The organism is Streptomyces litchfieldiae (genome assembly GCF_031845365.1).
GTDB lineage: Bacteria > Actinomycetota > Actinomycetes > Streptomycetales > Streptomycetaceae > Streptomyces > Streptomyces litchfieldiae.
Genome location: NZ_JAVREL010000003.1, coordinates 66,647 through 84,248, shown reverse-complemented (window position 1 = coordinate 84,248; position 17,602 = coordinate 66,647). Strand labels below are relative to the sequence as shown.

Genomic DNA, 17,602 nt, shown 5'->3' with positions numbered 1-17,602 from the left:
CCGTCACCTGAGCTGGTCCGCCAGCGTCTCCGGGTCGGTCGTGGGCGCCGAGCAGACGAAGCCGCGGCAGACGTACGCCGTGGGGCGGCCGTCGCGCAGCGGGCGGTCGGCCAGCAGGGGCGGCAGGTCGGGCGCGCCGGGGACGCCGTGGGCGACCACCGCACCGGGGGCGGTCGCGCGCAGCGCCGTGTCGTGCAGGGCGCGCGTCGCCGCGTCGTCCGGCGGGCCGACCACGGCCACCTCGCGGGGGCCGTCCAGGGCGGCCTCGGCCACCGCCAGGCCCCAGCCGATGAAGCGCGGCGCCCGGGGGCCCAGGGACGTCACGATGCCCAGCGCCCGTTCCGCCGCGCCGCGGTGCCGGTCGCTGCCGGTGTACGCGGCGTACGACAGCAGCGCGCCCGCCGCCGCCGTCCAGCCCGCCGGGGTGGCCCCGTCCGTGGGGTCCTGCGGGCGGCGGATCAGCCGCTCCGCGTCGTCCGCCGTGTCGAACAGCTCGCCGTCCTCGCCCGTGAAACGCGCCAGCACCGTCTCCAGCAGCGCCCCGGCCCGGTCCAGCCAGGCGCGCGTCCCGGTCACCGCGTACAGCGCGAGGAAGCCCTCGGCGACGTCGCCATAGTCGTCGAGCACGCCCGCGCTCGGCCCGGCCCGCCCGTCCCGGGAGGTGCGCGCCAGCCGGCCGTCCGGGGTCAGGTGCACGGCGACCAGCAGCTCGGCCGCGGCCACCGCAGCGTCGACCAGGTCCGGCCGGCCGAAACAGGCGCCGGTCTCCGCGAGCGCGGCGATGGCCAGCCCGTTCCACGCGGCGATGACCTTCTCGTCGCGCTCCGGGCGCGGCCGGCCCTCCCGGGCCGCCAGCAGCCGGGCGCGCAGGCCCTCGGGCGCCGGTTCGCCCGGCAGCCGCAGCGTCCCCGCCTCGCCGATGCCGAACACCTCGGCGGCCAGCGCCGCGTCCGCCGGGCCCAGCGCCGCGGTGAGCTGCTCCGGGGACCACACGTAGAACGCGCCCTCCGCGTGGCCGCCGCCCTCCGGCGCCTCGCTGTCCGCGTCCAGCGCCGAGGCCAGTCCCCCCTCGGCCGTGCGCAGCTCGCGCACCATGAAGTCGGCCGTCTCCAGCGCGACCCGGCGGGCCAGGTCCGAGCCGGTGGCCCGCCACAGATGGGTGTAGACGCGGGCGAGCAGCGCGTTGTCGTAGAGCATCTTCTCGAAGTGCGGCACCGTCCAGGTGGCGTCCACCGCGTACCGCGCGAAGCCGCCGCCGAGCTGGTCGTAGATCCCGCCGCGCGCCATGGCCTCACAGGTCCGCTCGGCCATGCGCAGCGCCTCGGCCGCGCCGGTGCGGGCGTGGTGGCGCAACAGGAACTCCAGCGCCATCGACGGCGGGAACTTCGGCGCCCCGCCGAAGCCGCCGTTCGCCGCGTCGAACTCGCCCGCGAGTCCGCCGACCGCCGCCGCCAGATCCTCCGCACCGGGCGGGGCGGGCGCCGTATAGGTCAGCCGCCGCTCGGCCAGCTCCCGGGTGATCCGCCCGGCGACCTGGGAGATCTCCCCCCGCCGGTCGGTCCACGCCGTGTGCACGCCCTGGAGGAGCTGCGTGAACGACGGGATGTCGGCGTGCGGACGCGGAGGGAAGTAGGTGCCGAAGAAGAACGGCTCGCCGTCCGCGGTCATGAACACGGTCATCGGCCAGCCCCCCTGCCCCGTCGCGGCCTGCACGGCGTCCATGTACACCGAGTCCACGTCCGGGCGCTCCTCCCGGTCCACCTTGACCGAGACGAAGTGCGCGTTCAGATAGGCGGCGACGGAGGCGTCCTCGAAGCTCTCCCGGGCCATGACATGGCACCAGTGACAGCTCGCGTATCCCACGCTGAGCAGGACGGGAACGTCTCGCCGCCGTGCTTCCTCGAACGCCTCCGCACACCACGGCCACCACTCGACGGGGTTGTCCGCGTGCTGAAGCAGATAGGGCGAGGTCTCGGCGGCGAGTCGATTGGCCATGCGTCCATCCTGCACCGCGTGGCGGGATCAGGCCGCCTGGTAGGGCTTGGCCTCCAGGACCTTGACGCGGGCGGTGCTGCCGTTGGGGAGCTGGTACTCGGCGTCGTCGCCGACCTTCTTGCCGTTCACACCGCTGCCCAGCGGCGACTGCGGCGAGTAGGTCTCGATGTCCGAGGTGGCGAACTCGCGGGAGGCGAGCAGGAACGTCATCGTGTCGTCCTCGTCGCCGTCGAAGGCGATCGTCACGACCATGCCGGGCTCCACCACGCCGTCGTCGGCGGGGGCCTCGGCGACCTTGGCGTTCTCCAGGAGCTGGTTGAGCTGGCGCACCCGCGCCTCCATCTTCCCCTGCTCCTCCTTGGCCGCGTGGTACCCCGCGTTCTCCTTGAGGTCGCCCTCTTCACGGGCCTGCTCGATCTTCTTCGCGATCTCGACGCGGGCCGGACCCGTCAGGTGATCCAGCTCCGCCTTGAGCTGGTCATACGCCTCCTGGGTCAGCCAGGTGACAGTGTCGCTGGTCTGCGTCACAGGTGCTCCTCGGGGATAGGGAAACTACAGGGAACAAAAAACGAAGGCCCGACCCGGACGTCTGCGCTCCTGGGCGGGCGATGCATCGATCGAAATATCGACTCTAACAATGCCGGTCGATGTGCGGAAGGATTACCCTCCGCTGCCGCGCGCAAACCCTCGGGACGCCTAGTCGGCGGGGCGATCCGCCTCCGAACAGCCCATAAGCTCGGCGGATGTCGCGCGCCCAGTGGTGCGCAGCGTCACCGAGCGGTGCACGCTCCCGGCGTCCTCGTCGAACCGGAAGTCGCCGCGCCCCACCTCCAGTCCGTCCTCCGCCTGGGCACGCACGGTGCACACACCGTCGGTGCCCGAGGGCTTGCGGACCGCGAGATTGATCTCGATTTCGCCGTCCGAGACGACCTCGAAGCCGGTCAGCTCGCCGGTGACCTTCTGCTCGCCGATGTAGGACACCCCGGCCCAGCCGACGAAGCCGAGCAGCGCGACGCCCAGCACCAGGCCGGTGATCCGCAGCCGCCGGTCGGTGCGGGCGTCGGCGGCGCCGGAGCGGCCGTAGCGGCCCTCGGGAAGCCCTGCTCGCACATCAGCCATGACGGTCGGTCCTCGCGGTGAACGGTGGTCGTTGCGGTGGGTCGTTGCGGTGATCGGCGACCGGCCGAAATACGGAATAACGGGGCCGCTCCATCAGTCACTATAGAAGGCGTCTGCCGGAGACCGACCACCGACTTAAGGACGAGGACCGAGCCTTGACCGAGCGACTGCGACTCATGGCCGTGCATGCCCATCCGGACGACGAGTCCAGCAAGGGCGCCGCCACCATGGCCAAATACGTGTCCGAGGGCGTGGACGTGCTGGTGGCCACCTGCACGGGCGGCGAGCGCGGCTCCATCCTCAACCCCAAGCTCCAGGGCGACCCCTACCTGGAGGAGCACATCCACGAGGTGCGGGCCAAGGAGATGGCCGAGGCCCGGGAGATCCTGGGCGTGCGCCAGGAGTGGCTGGGCTTCGTCGACTCGGGGCTGCCGGAGGGCGACCCGCTGCCGCCGCTGCCCGAGGGGTGTTTCGCGCTCCAGGAACTGGAGGTGGCGACGGAGCCGCTGGTGCGGCTCATCCGGTCGTTCCGGCCGCATGTGATCACCACCTACGACGAGAACGGCGGCTATCCGCACCCGGACCACATCATGACCCACAAGGTCTCGATGGCGGCCTTCGAGGCCGCCGGGGACCCGGAGCGCTTCCCGGGGACGGGCGAGCCGTGGGAGCCGCTGAAGCTGTACTACAACCAGGGCTTCAACAGGCCCCGCACCGTGGCACTGCACGAGGCGATGCTCGCCCGCGGGCTGGACTCGCCCTACGGGGAGTGGCTGGAGCGCTGGGACGCCGCCGACTGGCCGGAGCGGCAGCTCACGACCCGCGTGCCCTGTGCGGAGTTCTTCCCCGTCCGGGACAAGGCGCTGATCGCGCACGCCACCCAGATCGACCCGGACGGCGGCTGGTTCAAGGTGCCGATGGAGATCCAGCAGGAGGTCTGGCCGACGGAGGACTACGAGCTCGCCCGCTCCCGCGTCGACACCTCCCTACCCGAGTCGGACCTCTTCGCCGGCATCCGGGAGAATTGAACGCATGAGTGACCTGCTACCCCTCGCCGAGGAGCTCAACGAGTACACGGTGACGCCCGGAGTGCTGGGCTTCATCGTGTTCGCGGTCCTGGGCGTGGGCGTCTGGATCCTGCTGAAGTCCATGAGCAAACACCTCGGACGCATCGCCGTCACGGAAACGGAGGAGCGGAGCGCGGAGCGCGCCGGCCAGGCCGACGCCGGGCGGCAGCCCCAGCGCTCCTGACGGCCGGCGGCGCCGGCGCCGTCACGGCGTGGGTGCCGCCACCCCGATCACGTCCCGGGCGCCGCGCCGGGGCACCATGCCCAGCCGCCAGGCGGGCCAGCCGTCCTCCGGGCCCTGGCCGCGCTCCAGCACCAGGGCATAGGTGTGCGCGACGTCCGTCACACGCGGGTCGCGCAACGGGTGCTCGGAGCGCAGCAGTTGCGCCAGCTCCTCCTGGGCGACCGCCTGCCCGACCTCCGAGCCGCCGGGCGAGGCCAGCGGCAGCAGGGTGCAGCGCAGCAACTGGGCCCAGTCGGCGCCGCGGGCGTCCGGCCCCTCCCCATACCCCTCGGTGAACAGGCGCAGCGCCTCGTCGGCCAGCTCCAGCGCCTGGCCCAGCCGCTCGTTCCCCGCCTCGATCACCGCCAGCTCCACGCACGACCACGCCTCGCCCCGGCGCACGCCGGCGCGCTGGTAGTCGCGGCGCGCGTCGGTCAGCAGTTGCCGGGCGAAACCGCTGTTGCGCAGGGAACCCGTGGACTCGGCGCGCATGTCGCGGGTGAGGCGCGCGGAGTGGTGGCGGGCGCTGGCCAGGCCGAAGACGTCCCGCATCCGGCTGAACATGGTGCGGGCGCGCTCCATCGTGCGCACCGCGCCCGCGGTGTCGCCCGACTCCTCCAGCGCCTGGCCCAGGTCGTAGAGCGTCCACGCCTCGCCGCGGGCGTCCTCGGTCTCGCGGTGCCGGGCCAGCGCGGTGGTCAGCTCCTCCTGGGCGGCGGCCGGGTCGCCCGCGTGCACCCGGGCCAGGCCCAGCTCGGTCATCGCCCAGGCCACGCCGCGCACATCGCGGGAACGCTCGTACAGGTCGAGGGCGAGCCGCAGTTCGCGCTCGGCCGCGGGCACGTCGCCCGCGCACAGCAGGGTCTGGCCCAACTGGAACCGGGTCCACGCCTCGCCGTGCACGCTGCCGCTGCCCTGGTGCAGCCGCAGCGCCTCGCCGAGCATGCCGCGGGCGGCGCCGATCCGGCCGCACTCCCGCTCGACGGCGGCCAGCGCGTGCAGGGTCCAGGCGCGGTCGCCGTCCAGCGCGGCGCCCTGCTGGAGGTCCAGGGCCTCGCGCAACTTGTCGCCGGCCTCCCGCAGTTGCCCCTGGTGCTGGAGGGTGATGCCGAGGTCGCGCAGCGCGCGGGCGGTGCCCGGCCCGTTGTCGGCGCTCTGGTAGAGGGAAACGACGGAGGTCAGGGTCGAACGCGCCTTGTCCAGCTCGCCGAGCTGCCGCGCGGCGACGCCGGTCCGCCACTGGACGGAGCGGGTGAGAAGGCCCTGGTTGACCGCCTGGGTCAGCTCGTTCAGCTCGCCGAGCCGGTAGAGGTCGCCGCGCAGCAGGCAGTAGTCGCACAGGGCGCCCAGCAGGTGCTGAACGGCCTGCCGGTCCACGCGCTCGTCGGCGTGGCGCAGCGTGGAGGTGATGAAGCTGGTCTCGTCGTCCAGCCAGCGCAGCGCGGCGTCCAGCGAGGTGAAGCCGTGGCCGCCGGCCGCGGCGGGCAGCAGGTCCGCGCGGGTCGAGGTCTTGCCGTCGACCAGCCGGATGACGGTGTCGGCGAGCTCGGCGTAGCTGCGGATGAGCCGCTCCTGCGCGGCCGAGCGCTCCTCGTCGCTCTCCTCGTCGTGCAGCCGGGCGCGGGCGAAGCGGCGCACCAGGTCGTGCAGCCGGTACCGGCTGCCGCGGACGTGCCGCAGCAGGCCCGCGCGGGTCAGCTCCTCCAACTGCCGGGCGGCCTCCTGCTGGCCGACGTCCAGCAGGGCGGCGGCGGCCCGGGCGCCCAGGCTGGCGCGGCCGGCCAGGGCGAGGCGGCGCAGCAGCCGGCGGGCCATCTCGGGCTGGTCGGCGTAGCGCATGCGCATGGCGCGCTCGGCCGGGTCCAGGCCGCCGCCCGGGGGGCCATAGGCGGCGAGGTCGTCGGCGAGCTGGGCCGGGGAGCGCTCGTCCAGCGCGGAGCCCACCATGCGCAGCAGCAGCGGGCGGCCGTCGCACAGCTCGGTGACGCGGCGCCAGGCGACCTCGTCGTAGGGGCCGGGGGCGATGGTGGCGCCGTCGGTGACGGAGGCGCGCAGCAGCTCCTCGGCGGCGGCCTGATCCAGGGCGCCGAGCTCCATGTGATGGACGGACGCGGGCAGTTCGGGGTCGAGGGCCATCGGCTCGGCCGCCGTGACCAGCACCAGGGAGGAGGAACGGGCCGGGATGAGGGTGGCCACCTGCTCGGCGTCGGTGGCGTCGTCGAGGATGATGACGACGGGCAGCTCGGCCAGGTGCTGGTGGTACCGCTCGGCGAGCCGCCGGAGCTGGCCCGCGTCGGCGCCCTGTCCGATGCCCTCGCGGAAGAGGAGCTGTTCGCGGGGGGCGCCCAGGCGGTTCATCAGGTGGAGCAGGGCGTCGCGCGTGCCCAGCGGTATCTCGCTCTGGCCGCGCAGGTCCACCAGGCAGGCGCCCCGGAACAGCTCGCGCAGCTCGTGCGCGGCCCAGCGGGCGAGCATCGTGCGGCCCGAGCCGGACGGGCCGTGCAGCACGACGACGGTGGGGCGGGTGTCGGTGCGGGCCCGGTCGCGGTTGACCCACTGGGTGATCTGCGTGAGCTGGCTGCGCCGGCCGATGAACGGATGGCCCGGGTCGGGCAGCCGGTCGAAGGAGCGCGCCAGCACCGAGCGGGTGCGGGCCACGCCGCTGCGGTCGCGGGCGCGGGCCGGGGGGCGCGTCTGGGGGCGGCGGCTCTCGCCGTCCCGGAGCGGGTCGCGGCGCGGCGCGACGACGCGCCGCTGCTCCAGATAGGGGCGGATGCCGCGCACCTCGACGGCGGAGCGCCAGGCCAGCCGCAACTGCTCGACGCCGCCCGGCTGATGGCGGCGCCCGGCGGTCCGTTCGGCCGACCACAGGTGGGCGACGACGGCCTGGACCGTGAAGCCGAGCAGGGCCGCGGCGGCGACGATGACCGCGTCGGTGAACGCGGTGGCCGTGGACTCGTCGATGCTGCCGACGAGGAGGAGCGTGGCGAGGGCGGCGGCGCCCGCCGCGCCGGCCAGGCCCGCGAGCGCGCGCGGGGCGAACCGGTCGCCCAGCCGGCCGGGCGCGCTGTCCGCCTCGGCCTGCGCGTAGGCGGCGTACTCCTCCTCGGCGGGGCGGACGATCTCCGCCAGCTCGCCGCGGGCCCGCATCAGCAACTGCTCGCCGTCGATGCGGCCCTCGGAACGCCGTACCTCCTCGTCCACCGCCCGCGCCAGCAGCCGGTCGACCTCCGCCCGGTGCCGCTCGTTCATGCCGGTCTGCGCCCGCATCGGTCCCCCTCTCCCGAGAGTTCAGTCCCTCGCACCCATGCCAACCCGCCATCTATCACGCTGGATTCGGCCAAGTCGTTGCACTCTGGGCGCATCCTCGGGAGCGAACGCGGAAAGCACAAGGCCCCCGGCCGTGGTGACCGGGGGCCGGGGGCTGTCCGGCGAGTGCCGTCGAGCCGGGCGGTCAGCCGGTCGCCCGCTTGTACTTGCGCACCGCGAGCGTACGGAATATCGCGATCACGATCAGCGAGAAGATGGCGGACGCCAGCTCGGGGTTCTGCATGGGCCAGGAGTCGGGCGCCTGGTAGTCCGCCGGCATGTTCCCGAAGAGCTCGCGGACGGCGAGCACGGTGGCACTGAACGGGTTCCACTCGGCGACGGGCTGGAGCCAGCCGGGCATGTTCTCCGTGGGGACGAACGCATTGGAGATGAACGTCAGCGGGAACAGCCAGACCAGACCGCCGGAGGTGGCGGCCTCGGGCGAGCGCACCGACAGGCCGATGAGCGCGCCGATCCAGGTGAAGGCGTACCCGAACAGGAGCAGCAGCGCGAAGGCGGCCAGCGCGTTCAGCACGCCGTCGTGGACCCGCCAGCCGACCAGGAAGGCGACGATCGCGAGGACCAGCAGGGTCACCGCGGTCTGCGCCAGGTCGGCGAACGTGCGCCCGGTGAGAACCGCGCCGCGGGCCATCGGCAGCGACCGGAACCGGTCGATGATGCCCTTCTGCATGTCCTCCGCGATGCCGGCGCCGGCGCCCGCGGTGGCGAAGGTGACCGTCTGGGCGAAGATGCCGCCCATCAGGAACTCCCGGTAGGCGTCCGCGTCGAGGCCGGCCCCCGGGATGTTGATGGAGCCGCCGAAGACGTAGGCGAACAGCACCACGAACATGATGGGCTGGATCAGGCCGAACACGACGACCTCGGGGATGCGCATCATCCGCAGCAGGTTCCGCCGGGCGACGACCAGGGAGTCCCGCATGCTCTGCTGGAAGCCGATCCGTTCGGTGCCGGTGGGGACGGCCGGGCGGGGAGCGGCCCCTTCCACGATGCTGCTCAACTCTGCTCCTCGTTCTTCTCCGCGGCGGTCGCGGTGTCGGTCTCGGCCGCGTGGCCGGTCAGCGAGATGAAGACGTCGTCCAGGGTGGGCCGGCGCAGGCCGATGTCGTCGATCTCGACGCCCCGGCTGTCCAGCTCGCGGATGACCTCGGCGAGCAGCTTGGCGCCGCCCGCGGCCGGGACGCTCAGCTTGCGGGTGTGCTCGACGAGCGAGGTGTCGCCGTCGCCCAGCCGCCGCAGCACCTCCTCGGCGATCCCGATGTGCTCGCGCTCGTGGACCACGACCTCGACGACGTCGCCGCCGGTCTGGTCCTTGAGCTGGTCGGAGGTGCCCCGCGCGATGACCTTGCCGTGGTCGACGACGGCGATGGTGTCGGCGAGGTGGTCGGCCTCCTCCAGGTACTGCGTGGTCAGCAGCAGCGTGGTGCCCCCGGCGACCAGCTCCTGGATGACCTCCCAGAGCTGCTGCCGGTTCCTCGGGTCGAGGCCGGTGGTCGGCTCGTCCATGAACATCACGGGCGGGCTGACGACGAGCGCGGCGGCGAGGTCGAGACGACGGCGCATGCCCCCGGAGTACGTCTTGGCGGTGCGGTCGGCGGCCTCGGCGAGGTTGAACCGCTCCAGCAGCTCGGCGGCCCGCTTCTTGGCGTCCCGCGCGGAGAGCTGGTAGAGCTGGCCGACCATCTGCAGGTTCTCCCGGCCGGTCAGGTACTCGTCGACGGCGGCGAACTGACCGGACAGGCCGATGGAACGGCGCACCTCGTTGGGGTGCTTGACGACGTCGAGCCCGGCCACCTCCGCACGGCCGCTGTCGGGCTGGATGAGGGTGGTGAGCACGCGCACGGTCGTCGTCTTGCCCGCGCCGTTCGGCCCGAGCAGGCCGAGCACCGTGCCCTCCGGCACGTCGATGTCGACGCCGTCCAGTGCCCTGACATCTCCGAAGGTCTTCACCAGACCTTCGGCGTAGATGGCGCCTGGCATGTGGTCTCCAAGTGTGGGGTCGGCAGTTTCCGGATTGGCCCGCGAGGGGCGGCGCCGCCAGCCTAGACTATCGCGATGTATCGCGATAGCGATTTTCTTCCGGCGGCGCGGTGACCACGGGCGAAGACGCGTGCCGTCAGCCGAGAATCCGGTATCCCGCCGCGCGCAGTGCCTCGGAAACCTCCGTGCAGTGCCGGGGACCCTGGGTCTCGAGCTGGAGCTCCACCTCCGCCTCGCTCACGCCGAGCCGCGGATCGGTCCGGACGTGATTCACCGCGAGCACGTTAGCGTCGGCCACTGACAATTCCCCGAGGAGCGCCGCCAGGGCGCCCGGCCGGTCCGGGACGCGCAGCCGCAGCGACAGGTAACGCCCGGCCGCCGCCATCCCGTGCCGCAGGCTGCGCTCCAGCACCACCGGGTCGACGTTCCCCCCGGAGAGCACCGCCACCACCGGCCCGGTGAACCCCTCCGGATCGCTCAGCAGCGCGGCCACCGGGCTGGCCCCGGCCGGCTCGACGACCAGCTTCGCGCGCTCCAGGCACAGCAGCAGCGCCGCGGACAGCGCGTCCTCCGACACCGTGGTGACCTCGTCCACCAGCTCGGCGATGATGTGGAACGGCACGTCTCCCGGCCGGCCCACCTTCATGCCGTCGGCCATGGTGGACACCTCCGGCAGCGCGATCGGCCGCCCGGCCGCCAGCGACGGCGGATACGCGGCCGAGCCCTCCGCCTGCACCCCCACGATCCGCACGTCCGGCCGCAGCGCCTTCACCGCGAGCGCCACCCCGGCCGCCAGCCCGCCGCCGCCGATGCCGACCACGACGGTCCCCACGTCCGGGCACTGCTCCACGATCTCCAGCCCGACCGTGCCCTGCCCCGCCACCACGTCGGGATGGTCGAAGGGGTGGATGAGGATGGCCCCGGTGGTCTCCGCGAACTCCTGCGCGGCGGCCAGCGTCTCGTCCACCACCTGGCCGTGCTGCCGCACCTCGGCGCCGTACTCCCGGGTCGCCGCGATCTTCGGCAGCGGCGCACCGGCCGGCATGAACACGGTCGAGCGCACCCCCAGCAGCGAGGCGGCCAGCGCGACGCCCTGCGCGTGGTTGCCCGCGCTGGCCGCCACCACGCCCCGGGCGCGTTCCTCCTCCGACAGCCCGGCGATGCGGGTGTACGCGCCGCGCAGCTTGAACGATCCGGTCCGTTGCAGGTTCTCGCACTTGAGGTACACGGGGGCACCGATGAGCCGGCTCAGATACCGGCTGCCCTCGATCGCCGTCACGCGGGTGATGCCAGCGAGCGTCTTCTGCGCGGCGAGCACATCGCCCAGGCCGGGCCGGGTGGGAGCGGGCATACGGTCAGTCTGGCAGGCGGGTCCGCCGGCGGCGCGGGCGGGAGCGGGCGGCGCCCGGCGATCGGGGCGCCGGATTCCCCCATCGTGCGTCCGGCCACCGGCCGGGCGGCGTACCCTGTGGCGCAACCAGCGCGCCACCCCCCGCACTTCCGCCTGTTCCCGACCCACCCCCGGACATGACGCCTGAACCCACCCCCGCCCCGCCCTCCGACCTCCCGGTGCTCGACGCGCTCCAGCACGAGCTGGCCGTCTTCGCGCGCCGGGCGGAGCAGACCCGCCTCGGCGGGCTCGGCCCCGCCCGCAACTCCATGGACCGCGCCGCCTACTTGCTGCTCAGCAGGCTCGACCAGGAGGGACCTACGGGGGTGAAGGCCCTCGCCGCGGGCATGGGCATCGACTCCTCCACCGTGACCCGGCAGGTCGCCCCGCTCGTCGACTCCGGCCTGGTCAGCCGCACCGCGGACCCGGCGGACGGCCGCGCCGTCGTGCTCCGGCTCTCGCCGCTGGGCAACGACCGGCTGGCGGAGGTGCGTTCCTCACGCCGGGCCCTCGTCTCGATGCTCACCGAGGACTGGACGGAGGAGGAGCGCGCCGGCTTCTGCGCGCTCCTCACTCGTTTCAACGCGGCGATCAGCCGCGTCCACGCGGGAACCGAGCTCAGCCGAGAGCCTGACTGAGGTCGGCCAGCAGGTCGTCCGCCGCCTCGATCCCGACCGACAGGCGCACCAGGTCGGCGGGCACCTCCAGCGCGGAACCGGCCGCCGACGCGTGCGTCATCCGGTACGGGTGCTCGATCAGCGACTCGACGCCGCCCAGCGACTCGCCCAGCGTGAACAGCCGCGCCCGGTCGCACACCTCTACCGCGGCCCGCTCGCCGCCGGCCACCCGGAACGACACCATCCCGCCGAAGTCGCGCATCTGCTTGGCGGCCGTCTCGTGGCCCGGGTGCGACTCCAGCCCCGGGTAGTAGACCTGGACGACCTTCGGGTGGGCGGTCAGCGCCTCCACCACGCGGGCCGCGTTGAGACTGTGCCGGTCCATCCGCACCGCGAGGGTCTTGATGCCGCGCAGCACCAGCCAGGAGTCGAACGGGCCGGCGATCGCGCCCATCGCGTTCTGGTGGAAGGCCAGCTCCTCCGCGAGCGCCACGTCCGAGGTGACCAGCGCGCCGCCCACCACGTCCGAGTGCCCGCCCAGGTACTTGGTGGTGGAGTGCACCACCACGTCGGCACCGAGGGCCAGCGGCTGCTGGAGATAGGGGCTGGCGAAGGTGTTGTCCACCACCAGGCGCGCCCCGGCCGACCGGGCCAGGTCGGCGATCACAGCGATGTCGGTGATGCCGAGCAGCGGGTTGGAGGGGGTCTCCACCCACACCAGCTTCGTCTCCGGGCGCAGCGCCTCCCGCACCGACGCCGGGTCCCCGGTGTTCGCCACCGACCAGGAGACGCCCCAGCGCTCGACGACCTTGGCGACCAAACGGAACGTGCCGCCGTACGCGTCGTCCGGGATCACCAGGTGGTCGCCGGGTCGCAGGACGGTGCGCAGCAGGCAGTCCTCCGCGGCGAGCCCGGACGCGAAGGCCAGCGCCCGCCGCCCGCCCTCCAGGGCGGCCAGATTCTCCTCCAGCGCGGTCCGGGTCGGGTTCGCGGACCGGCTGTACTCATAGCCGCCGCGCAGTCCCCCGACGCCGTCCTGTTTGAAGGTGGACACCTGATGGATGGGAGGGACCACCGCGCCGGTGACCGCGTCGGGCTCCTGCCCGGCGTGGATGGCGGTCGTCTCGAAATGCCGCCCGCTGTGCTGCTCGCTCATGGCTCCACGGTAGTGCGCCGTACGGTGGAGTCATCGCCGCATCGGCCATGCCACCGCAAGCGACATAAGGTATTCACACACATCGAACGAGGGGGAGCCGCGCCGCCATGGAAGCCCTGATGTTGCTCTTCGCCCTGATCGCCGTCTTCGGCGTGGTCGTGCTGCCGATGCTGCGGCGCCGCCGGGAGCGGCAGGAGTTCGAACGGGCCGCGGCGAACGCGGAGTCGCGGACCCGGCCCGGCGGCCTGCCCCGGGACGGCGTCCAGCTCGGCAAGGACGGCGACCGGGCCGCCGCCACCGGGCTCGTGCCCGTGGACGAGCTGGACGTGCGGCTGCCCGGCCCCGACGCGGAGCTGGTCACGGCGCTGGAGGAGGCGCAGCGCACCCAGGACTGGCGCCCGGCGGGCCGGCTTCTGGCGCTCACCGACGACAGCGAGCAGCGCTGGCAGCGGGTGCAGTCGCTGGCCGGCGCGGCGGCGATGGAGCTGTCCCGGTGGCGGGCGGGGGGCGAGCCCCCCGGCGGACACGACGCCGGCTGGCTGCGCCGCTGGCGCGCCGAGGAGCCGGCCGACCCGGGCGGCGCTCAGGTCTACGCACAGTTCCTGGTGTGGCAGGCCATGGCGGACCCGGGCTCGGCGGACCACCGGATCATCCTGGAGGAGGCGCGGACGGTGTGCGGCGAGGCCGCCCGGCTGGCGCCCGAGGACCCGATCCCGTACATCACCGAGCTGTTCATCGCCCGGGGCCTGAGCTATCGCAGGCCGGACTTCGACGCGCTGTGGGAGAAGATCACCCAGCGTGACAAGCAGCACATGGGGGCGCACCTCGCGGCGCTGCCGTACCTGTCGGAGAAGTGGCACGGCTCCCGCGCGGACGCCGACGCCTTCGCCACCACGGCGGCGGCCGGCGCCCCGGAGGGCAGCCTGCTCGCGGCGCTGCCGCTGTTCGCCGTCTACGACCACCTGCCCGACGTGCAGCTCTCCCCCAGCATGTACCAGGGCGCGGTGATCGCGGACGCGATCGAGGCCGCGCAGTTCGCGGTCAACACCGCCCGTTCCGGTCACCCGGTGGAGCCCCACGTGCGCCATCTGCTGCTGTGTTTCCTGGTCCGGGCGGAGCGGTACCCGGAGGCGGCGGAACAGGTACGGGCCATCGACGGTTATGTGGGTGCGATCCCCTGGGTGGACGGCGAGAACCCGGCCCGCGAGTACGCCGCCTACCGAGCCATGGCCATCGCCGGACAGTAATGATCTAGGGAGACCCCAACCATGCTCCACGCGTTCAAGACCCGACTGCCCACCACCGAGGAGGCTCTGCCGGGCCGCGACGAGCTGCCGTTCTCCGTGCCCGAGACGCACACCGTGCTCGGCACCTCCCTCCTCGGCCCCTACCCCGAGGGCTACGAGGTGGCCGACTTCGCCCTGGGCTGCTTCTGGGGCGCCGAGCGCCGTTTCTGGCAGACCCCCGGCGTATGGACGACCCTCGTCGGCTACCAGGGCGGCGTCACGGCGAACCCGACATATGAGGAGGTGTGCTCCGGCATGACCGGCCACACCGAGGCGGTGCGCGTCGTGTTCGACCCCGCCCGCGTCTCCTACGCCGACCTGCTGAAAATCTTCTGGGAGTCCCACGACCCCACACAGGGCTTCCGCCAGGGCAACGACGTCGGCACCCAGTACCGCTCCGCGATCCACACCCACTCCGCCGCCCAGCAGGAGGCGGCCGAGGAGTCCCGGGCGGCCTACCAGAAGGTGCTGTCGGACTCCGGCTACGGCGAGATCACCACGGAAATCGTCCCCGCCGCGCCCCGCCCGTTCTACCCGGCCGAGGGCTACCACCAGCAGTACCTGGACAAGAACCCGGCCGGCTACTGCGGCCTGGGCGGCACGGGCCTGTCCTGCCCGGTGGGCGTCGCGAAGGCGTGAGGCCGGGGGCAGGAGCGGAGGCGCCGCCAGACGGGCATCGCCCCCATGAAAAACTGAGACTGAGCTCTTTCTCTTCGGCCCGAAGCGAGGAGGGCGGTATGCCTGAAGCGGCAGCGGCTGGCCGGTGGACCACCTGGATGCGGCACCCACTGCCCCGTGCGCTGGATTCGCCACAACTCAGCCCCAGGGGGATAACGTGCGCTTCAACGAAATGATCTACTTCTCGCGTCGGCGCCTCAACGCCTTTTTCCCAGAGAAGGCTCCTGTCTCGACGCCCGCCTGGAATGTGGAAGTAGATCTTCAAGTAGCAACAGTGGGGCTCGGTCCAGGGAAAGCTCTCACCCCTACCGAAGCAGAGCTCCGAAGGCTTCGGAAGGTACAACAGCACGTGGAACGGGAAGCGTCATACTTCTTCGCACCCCACTTGACAACTGGAGAATGGATCTATTTCGACCTGGAGATGGGCTGGGGCACGTCACACCAAGACAGCGACCTGCCTGACCTGGATGATGTACTCCTGTTCTGTGGATCCCTACCGGGCGATCGGACGGGCGGCGCGGCCACCGTCGATCTCATGCTATGCGGTTCGACTGAGCACCTACTGCAAAAGACTGCGACAGTCGGACGCATGGGCTCGGGGTCAAACTGGCTACACAGCCTCATTCACAAGATCAATGAGTCTGACGGCATGGGCATAACCGGAATCCCGGACGAACTCACACAACGGGCATTGGCGGTGCCTCGTATCAACCGTCCCGCGCAAATAGCGAGGGACGTGTTTCGTATAGCCCAGAAACATCATGCCCCCTACCTGCGCGCGCGAGTACAGGGACTGGCCCGTGTGGACCTCAACGTGCCGAATGGGGACTGGACATCGCGCCTGATCATGGCCACGCCGCTTTACGTTCAGTACGCCTCACGGAAGCCAATGCGTTGGATAACGAGGTTGCGCCTACACCGTGATATTTGCCGTCGGCACGGTCGGCCGTGGTGGAAGTGGCATCCCGACCTCCCGCCACGGGATCGAGGGCGCTTCTACGATCCTGCCGCGGTTCAGTCGGCGTAGACACCGCACCCACCCACATCCATTCCAACCGGCTCTGCACTCTTGGCGGGTGGACAGCCCGCCGTGGTGGTATCGAACTGGATCATCGGCTGCCGACCACATCGAGAGGCGGCAGTCAATCGGACACGACCGACGAACCGGGCTGACCGCGAAGTGGCCAGGGTGTAACTGGGTCTCGACCGTGATCGCTACGACTGGATGGATGCGTGAGGCTCGCGTGGCTCGCTGATCAGCGCGAGGTGGGCGCGCGCCGAGTGGGAGAAGCTGTCGAGCAGTGCCTTGCCCTTGGCGGCCGTGGCCAGGGATGGCTGACCGATGATCCCGTTGGTCGTGTAGCCAGCCATGCCGAGGGTGAGCAGGTGGAGGCGGTCGGGGGCCGAGTGGTCCTCGTCGGCGATGCCGTCGCCGACGGCTTCAGGTGCGCCGTGCAGCAGGAGGGATACCTCGAACTCCCCGCCGTGCATGTCCTCGTCGGCCCTGCTGACCAACTCGGCGTCGGCGCGGGCGCGGCGCCTGTCCTCCGAGGCCGGGAAGAGGGCGATATGGGGGCCTGCGACGTTGAGCTCCTGGACGACGTTGGAGAGCACGTAGTTGCCGCCGTGGCCGTTGACGATGAGCAGTCCGGGGACGCCCGCGGCTTCGAGTGGAGATAGACGCCACGGTCGTTGCGGAACACCTGGGGAACGGCGGCGAGCTCGGCTTCGAAGAGCCGCGCGGCGCGCAGGGGATCGCCAAGATCCATCCAGCAGTTCGCCCGTTGAATCTCGACGTAGGTCGGCGTGCAGTACGAGGTGTCGAGCGTACTGCCCGGGTCGGTCGCGTTCGGTAGCGATGCCAGCGCGTGGGCCTCGTCGAACTTGGCGAGTGCCGCCTTGGTGTTGCCCATCAACGCATGTCCTTGGGCCTCCTGTTGGGCGGCGAGAGCCGTGATCTGAGGCGTCATCCCAGGGATGCGCTGCGCGGCGCGGGCGAGCCCAACGGCCCTTTGCGGGTTGGCCTGGGCCGTGGCCTGGTTGGCCTTGCGGAAGAGCACGTACGACTGCATGTGATCGTCTGCCGCTTCCTGCGCCCACTCCATGGACCGGTCCGACCAGTAGACGGCCATTCGGAAGTCGCCCAGGTCCTGGAAGAGCCACCCCAGGAACTCGGCCACACGACTGCCGGTGCCGAGCAGGTCCTGACGAGTGTGGCCAGCCACCGTGTCCAGCGTGCGCATGATGCTGCGGGCCTGATGCAGCACGGACGGGATGGTCTGGCGCGCACCGAAGAAGTTGGCGCCAGTGTAGTGCTGGGGTAGCTGGCTCTCGACCATGCTCACGACGAACGCCGGGTCGGTCGGGTCGTCCTCCGCAACGGGTGACCACGCGCCAGCCATGAGATCAACGGGTAACCCGACCTGTGAGACAGGGGGTGTCTGCTCGTCCTGTTCCCAGTCGCGGGCGGCGAGGCCCAGCATGCGGCCCGGGATGCGTAAGCCGTCCGCCACCCGCTCGATCACCGCGATGTCCCGAATGGCGCGCTGGTCTTTGAGTACTTCACCGACACGGCTCGGTGTCATGTCACAACGCCGGGCGATCAGAGACGGGAAGATCCCGGCCTTGGCTCTGACCAGGTCGAAGATGCGCGCGAAGTCGCGCCGTCGGCATGCCTCGATCATCTCGGCGTCGCGCAGCAGTCGGTCGGGAAGCTCGTGTGGCGGTTCGTACTTGGAAGGCATGCTCCGCGCGGAGTCGGCCG

The 17,602-nt window shown here is 72.0% G+C and carries 16 protein-coding genes; 7 read left to right on the top strand and 9 right to left on the bottom strand.

Going from position 1 to position 17,602, the window contains the following annotated elements:
* Positions 1 to 3: 3 nt before the first annotated feature.
* From RM590_RS06920 to RM590_RS06910, 3 genes are all read right to left on the bottom strand, one after another.
* Positions 4 to 1,995 carry a thioredoxin domain-containing protein gene (locus RM590_RS06920; protein WP_311703492.1) on the bottom strand — a complete coding sequence of 664 codons (1,992 nt, stop codon included), beginning with the start codon at positions 1,993 to 1,995 and terminating at the stop codon, positions 4 to 6.
* A 27-nt stretch (positions 1,996 to 2,022) separates the two neighbouring features.
* On the bottom strand, positions 2,023 to 2,523 hold the full coding sequence (gene greA, locus RM590_RS06915) for a transcription elongation factor GreA (protein WP_311703491.1): 501 nt from the start codon (positions 2,521 to 2,523) through the stop codon (positions 2,023 to 2,025).
* Positions 2,524 to 2,691: 168 nt separating this feature from the next.
* Entirely contained in the window at positions 2,692 to 3,114 is a 423-nt protein-coding gene (locus tag RM590_RS06910; RefSeq protein WP_311703490.1) for a DUF4307 domain-containing protein, read from the bottom strand.
* Between the two features lie 155 nt (positions 3,115 to 3,269).
* Between RM590_RS06910 and mca the strand changes: the two genes are divergently transcribed.
* Both mca and RM590_RS06900 read left to right on the top strand, forming a co-directional pair.
* Positions 3,270 to 4,142 (top strand): mycothiol conjugate amidase Mca, encoded by an 873-nt coding sequence (gene mca / locus RM590_RS06905; protein WP_311703489.1) that lies wholly within the window; start codon positions 3,270 to 3,272, stop codon positions 4,140 to 4,142.
* Positions 4,143 to 4,146: 4 nt separating this feature from the next.
* Entirely contained in the window at positions 4,147 to 4,365 is a 219-nt protein-coding gene (locus RM590_RS06900; RefSeq protein WP_311703488.1) for a hypothetical protein, read from the top strand.
* A 21-nt stretch (positions 4,366 to 4,386) separates the two neighbouring features.
* Here RM590_RS06900 and RM590_RS06895 read toward each other — a convergent pair whose 3' ends face one another.
* The 4 genes from RM590_RS06895 to ilvA form a co-directional block, all read right to left on the bottom strand.
* Positions 4,387 to 7,674: a tetratricopeptide repeat protein gene (locus RM590_RS06895; RefSeq protein ID WP_311703487.1), complete on the bottom strand. Its 3,288-nt coding sequence runs from the start codon at positions 7,672 to 7,674 to the stop codon at positions 4,387 to 4,389.
* 184 nt (positions 7,675 to 7,858) lie between these two features.
* The gene (locus tag RM590_RS06890; RefSeq protein WP_394813812.1) at positions 7,859 to 8,731 is read right to left on the bottom strand and encodes an ABC transporter permease; all 873 of its coding nucleotides are present in this window, start codon (positions 8,729 to 8,731) and stop codon (positions 7,859 to 7,861) included.
* Positions 8,728 to 9,711, bottom strand: a complete 984-nt coding sequence (locus RM590_RS06885; RefSeq protein ID WP_311703486.1) for an ATP-binding cassette domain-containing protein — start codon at positions 9,709 to 9,711, stop codon at positions 8,728 to 8,730. The genes RM590_RS06890 and RM590_RS06885 overlap by 4 nt, the downstream gene beginning before the upstream one ends.
* Positions 9,712 to 9,847: 136 nt before the next feature.
* Positions 9,848 to 11,062 carry a threonine ammonia-lyase gene (gene ilvA, locus RM590_RS06880; RefSeq protein ID WP_311703485.1) on the bottom strand — a complete coding sequence of 405 codons (1,215 nt, stop codon included), beginning with the start codon at positions 11,060 to 11,062 and terminating at the stop codon, positions 9,848 to 9,850.
* Positions 11,063 to 11,238: 176 nt separating this feature from the next.
* Here ilvA and RM590_RS06875 point away from each other — a divergent pair, with 176 nt between their 5' ends.
* Entirely contained in the window at positions 11,239 to 11,739 is a 501-nt protein-coding gene (locus RM590_RS06875; protein ID WP_311703484.1) for a MarR family winged helix-turn-helix transcriptional regulator, read from the top strand.
* Here the strand turns inward: RM590_RS06875 and RM590_RS06870 are convergent.
* The gene (locus RM590_RS06870; RefSeq protein ID WP_311703483.1) at positions 11,720 to 12,874 is read right to left on the bottom strand and encodes a cystathionine gamma-synthase; all 1,155 of its coding nucleotides are present in this window, start codon (positions 12,872 to 12,874) and stop codon (positions 11,720 to 11,722) included. The two genes, RM590_RS06875 and RM590_RS06870, sit on opposite strands and share 20 nt — an antisense overlap.
* Before the next feature lie 107 nt (positions 12,875 to 12,981).
* Here RM590_RS06870 and RM590_RS06865 point away from each other — a divergent pair, with 107 nt between their 5' ends.
* From RM590_RS06865 to RM590_RS35985, 3 genes are all read left to right on the top strand, one after another.
* Positions 12,982 to 14,121 (top strand): hypothetical protein, encoded by a 1,140-nt coding sequence (locus RM590_RS06865; RefSeq protein ID WP_311703482.1) that lies wholly within the window; start codon positions 12,982 to 12,984, stop codon positions 14,119 to 14,121.
* 21 nt (positions 14,122 to 14,142) lie between these two features.
* Positions 14,143 to 14,799: a peptide-methionine (S)-S-oxide reductase MsrA gene (msrA, locus tag RM590_RS06860; RefSeq protein ID WP_311703481.1), complete on the top strand. Its 657-nt coding sequence runs from the start codon at positions 14,143 to 14,145 to the stop codon at positions 14,797 to 14,799.
* 211 nt (positions 14,800 to 15,010) lie between these two features.
* Positions 15,011 to 15,865 (top strand): SAVMC3_10250 family protein, encoded by an 855-nt coding sequence (locus RM590_RS35985; protein WP_394813825.1) that lies wholly within the window; start codon positions 15,011 to 15,013, stop codon positions 15,863 to 15,865.
* A gap of 188 nt (positions 15,866 to 16,053) precedes the next feature.
* Here the strand turns inward: RM590_RS35985 and RM590_RS06855 are convergent, their stop codons facing one another.
* Positions 16,054 to 16,611, bottom strand: coding sequence for a creatininase family protein (locus RM590_RS06855; RefSeq protein ID WP_311703825.1), 558 nt, complete (start codon positions 16,609 to 16,611; stop codon positions 16,054 to 16,056).
* 95 nt (positions 16,612 to 16,706) lie between these two features.
* Between RM590_RS06855 and RM590_RS06850 the strand changes: the two genes are divergently transcribed.
* Entirely contained in the window at positions 16,707 to 17,162 is a 456-nt protein-coding gene (locus tag RM590_RS06850) for a hypothetical protein (RefSeq protein ID WP_311703847.1), read from the top strand.
* Positions 17,163 to 17,602 lie beyond the last annotated feature (440 nt).